The organism is Blastococcus sp. KM273129 (genome assembly GCF_021698995.1).
Lineage (GTDB): Bacteria > Actinomycetota > Actinomycetes > Mycobacteriales > Geodermatophilaceae > Blastococcus.
The window spans coordinates 1-3064 of sequence record NZ_SSXB01000148.1 but is presented as its reverse complement, the minus strand read 5'-3'; the positions used below and the strand labels follow the sequence as shown (position 1 = coordinate 3064).

At 74.1% G+C, this 3064-nt stretch carries 3 protein-coding genes; all 3 read right to left on the bottom strand.

Features of this window, described 5'->3' with window-relative positions; all coding sequences use genetic code 11:
• A partial coding sequence (locus E9565_RS21675; RefSeq protein ID WP_236836703.1) for a hypothetical protein occupies positions 1-1040 on the bottom strand: 1040 nt, incomplete at its 3' end.
• A complete protein-coding gene (locus tag E9565_RS21670) occupies positions 1037-1954 on the bottom strand; it encodes an ABC transporter ATP-binding protein (RefSeq protein WP_236836702.1) in 918 nt (305 codons plus the stop codon). The genes E9565_RS21675 and E9565_RS21670, both read right to left, overlap by 4 nt.
• Positions 1955-2115: 161 nt before the next feature.
• Positions 2116-2673 (bottom strand): transcriptional regulator, encoded by a 558-nt coding sequence (locus tag E9565_RS21665; protein ID WP_236826876.1) that lies wholly within the window; start codon positions 2671-2673, stop codon positions 2116-2118.
• Between the last annotated feature and the right edge of the window lie 391 nt (positions 2674-3064).

Genomic DNA, 3064 nt, shown 5'->3' with positions numbered 1-3064 from the left:
CGCTCATGCCGACCAGCACGTTCGCGCCGGACGAAGAGCCAGACCCCGGCCCCGACGACCACCGCGGCGAAAGCGGTCACCACCAGCCCGCCGTGCAGGTTGGTGAGCAGGTAGGACGGGGGCTCGCCGCTGCTGCTGGACTCGCTGTGGTCGAACACCCGGAACCCGCCGGGGGCGACGAGCGCGACCGAGTTGGAGACCACCAGCCACCGGTCGACCATCGGGTCCCAGATGCGCAGCGCGTTCTCCACCACGGCGAAGTAGACGAACGCCACGCCCAGCGCCGCCCCGGTGTTGCGGGTCAGGTTGGCCAGGCCGAAGCCGATCAGCCCGACCAGCACCGCGAGCAGGACGCCGCGGGCCTGCACCGCCAGCAGCCCGGACCAGAAGCCGTCCGGGAGCGGGTCGTCGGTGCCCACGAGCGCGTCGAGCACCCACGCCATCGCCAGCCAGCCGAGCTGCGCGAGGACGCCCAGGCCCAGCGCGGCGAGGGCGAGGACGGCGGCCTTGGTGCCGATGACCTTCAGCCGGCGGGGCACCCAGAACAGCAGGGCGACGATCGTGCGGGTGGACCACTCGGCCCCGATCCAGGTGGCGCCGACCAGGAAGGCGAGGACCGCGGCGGCGGCGGCGAAGCCGATGGCCCCGGGCTCGCCGGCCGAGGCGAGGTCGAACGGGGCCGTGGTGAGGAAGTCCTGGACCGGGACGTCGGAGGCGGTCAGCGCCGGGCCGCAGAACTGGTCGACGGGCTGTCCGGCCTGCTCGGCGTCCTGCTCGCAGACCTGCCGGAACTCCTGCTCGGCGGCGAGGAACTGGTCGCGTTGCTGGGTCGCGGTGGCGAGGTCGGCGTCGCTCGGCTCGCCGAAGTTCAGCAGCCCGATGACGACGGCGCCGAGCCAGCCGAGGAGTGCCAGGCCGAGCAGCACCTGGATGAACCGGCGCGAGGTGAACCGGAGCACCTCGGCGCGGAACAGGCTGCCCCGCGCCCGGTTGGCGGCCGGGCCCGGGGTGGTCGTCGGCTGCTCGGTCGCCGCGCTCACGCCCGATCCCCGGTGATCGCGAGGAAGGCGCTCTCCAGGTCGGGGGTCACGCGGACCAGCTCCTCGACGTAGTGGCCGTGGCCGGCCAGCACCCGGGTGATCTCGCCGGGGGCGGGGGCGCCGTGCACGAGGATCTGCCCGTCGGGTGCGGGGGAGACGGAGAAGCCGGCGCCGTGCAGCACCGCGGCGGCGGCGGCCGGGTCGGGCACCGCGACCCGGACGTCGCCGGTGCCGGCCCGGTCCAGGACGGAGGAGACCGGCCCGGCGGCCACCTGGCGGCCCCGGGCGAGGATGGTCACCGAGTCGCAGACCTGCTGGATCTCCGGGAGCAGGTGGGAGGAGAGCAGCACCGTCGTCCGGCCGCCGGACCCCAGCCGCCGGATCAGCTCCCGGACGTCGCGGATGCCGGCCGGGTCCAGCCCGTTGCTCGGCTCGTCCAGGACGAGCAGGCGGGGCGCCTTGAGCAGCGCCGCGGCGATGCCGAGACGTTGCTTCATCCCGAGCGAGTAGCCCGTGAACCGCTCGTCGGCGCGCTCGCGCAGGTCCACCAGCTCCAGGCACTCCTCGACACGCGCCGCGGGGACCCCCGCGGTCTCGGCGAGCAGCAGGAGGTTGCGCCGGCCGGTGAAGCCGGGGAAGAACAGCGGCGTCTCCACCAGCGCGCCGACCTCGCCGATCACCCGGGGCAGGTCGTCGGGCACCGGCCGGTCGAGCAGCCGCACGTCACCGGCGGTGGGCCGCACCAGGCCGAGGAGGATCCGGATGGAGGTGGTCTTGCCCGATCCGTTGGGTCCCAGCAGCCCGTGCACGCCGCCGGAGTCGACGGTCATGTCCAGGCCGTCGAGCGCCCGGAGGACCTGGCTGCCCCGCCCGCGGTAGGTCTTGGCGACCCCCGCCATGTGCACCGCCGGCACGCCGGTCTCCCACCTCCCGGTCGTGCGCCCGGGTCGCCGCACCCTGGCACATCGGCGACCCCGGCGACAGCACCCACCGCGCGTGTCCGGGGCCCCGGTGAACCGATGGAACGGCCCCCTGCAGGGACCCGGTGCGAGCGCCGGGGGCAGGGGTCCTTCTATCAGCGCGGGGAGCGCCGGCGGTCCCCCCAGGTGTCGTCCACGTCCTCCTCGAGCTCCTCGTCCCCGCCGGAGCTGACGATGCCCTCCATGCCGGGGGAGAGCACGCCCCACTCGATCAGCCGCGAGGTGAGCTCGTCGGGGCTCATGTCGTAGATGATCGCCAGGGACTTGAGGTCCTCGGCGCGGATCGACAGCACCTTGCCGTTGTAGTCGTGGCGCTGCGCCTGGATGGTCGAGGCGTAGCGCGCCAGCGGGCCGGCCTCGTCGGCGGGCAGCGAGCCCAGCGACTCCAGGTTCAGCACGATCTTGTTGGTGGAGGTCACCGCGGAGCTGGGGCGCGGGTCGGGCAGCAGCTCGGACACCGGCACGCCGTAGAACACCGCGAGCTCGGAGAGGCGCTGGACGGTCACGGCCCGGTCACCGCGTTCGTAGGAGCCGACGACGACCGCCTTCCAGCGGCCGTGCGACTTGTCCTCCACCCCCTGCAGGGAGAGGCCCTGCTGGTTGCGGATCGCGCGGAGCCGGGCGCCGAGGGCCCGTGAGTAGTCGGTGCTCATCGCTGTCTGCTCACTGTCCGTCGTCTCGGATCGGGGCTGTTCGTCACGCAGCGTACGTGCGAAGCGGGGATCGCAACAGCGGGGTCGGCGCGAAAGCGCAGGCGGGCGACGCGCCCCCGGGCGCGTCCGGGGGCCGGTCGGCGCGGAGGGGGCGTGCAGTACCGTCGTCGGCGGTCCGACCACTCCTTTAACGACCCGTCCCGTGAGGCGGGGAAGGAGGCCTCATGGCCCGCTCGTCCGATCCTGCCCGGAGCACCCCACCCGGCAGCACTCCCGGCACCCTCCTCTCGCCCGCCGACGTCGCCCGCGTCGTCGACCGCATGGCCCACCAGCTCATCGAGCGGTACGCCCGGGCTGGTGGGGTGGGTGATGACGACGTCGATCCCGGGGG

Bases quoted from the DNA above. Each gene is read 5' to 3' on its own strand.
- E9565_RS21665 (WP_236826876.1), bottom strand. From the start codon at position 2,673: ATGAGCACCGACTACTCACGGGCCCTCGGCGCCCGGCTCCGCGCGATC.